The organism is Shigella sp. FC1967, assembly GCF_001743005.1.
In the GTDB taxonomy this organism is placed as follows: Bacteria; Pseudomonadota; Gammaproteobacteria; order Enterobacterales; family Enterobacteriaceae; genus Proteus.
Map to the genome: position 1 here is coordinate 1 of NZ_MIIZ01000158.1, position 282 is coordinate 282.

Sequence of the window (282 nt, forward strand, 5' to 3'; positions counted from 1 at the left end):
CGTTACTGAGTTTTTCACCCAAAAAGAAAGACTAGCTCTATTTTTATATAAATAATCCGTAATTGTTTAACGATTACGGATTTTTTATATTCAATAAAATAGTGGGATATCTCTATTTTAGCGAAAAACGCCGTAAACCCTCGCCCAGTAAATCATCATGATTACTCAATTGATATATTGCCATAACGTGTTAAAATAAAAACATTATATCAATGAGCGCTGATGATGTTAAGAGCAACAAAAGTACGCATCTACCCAACACCAGAACAGGCTGAATATCTC

1 protein-coding gene is annotated in these 282 nt (G+C 33.0%); it reads left to right on the forward strand.

The window, feature by feature from the left end:
* Positions 1-225 precede the first annotated feature (225 nt).
* Positions 226-282 (forward strand): helix-turn-helix domain-containing protein (locus BHE89_RS26770; RefSeq protein WP_353615090.1); only part of this gene is annotated, 57 nt, incomplete at its 3' end.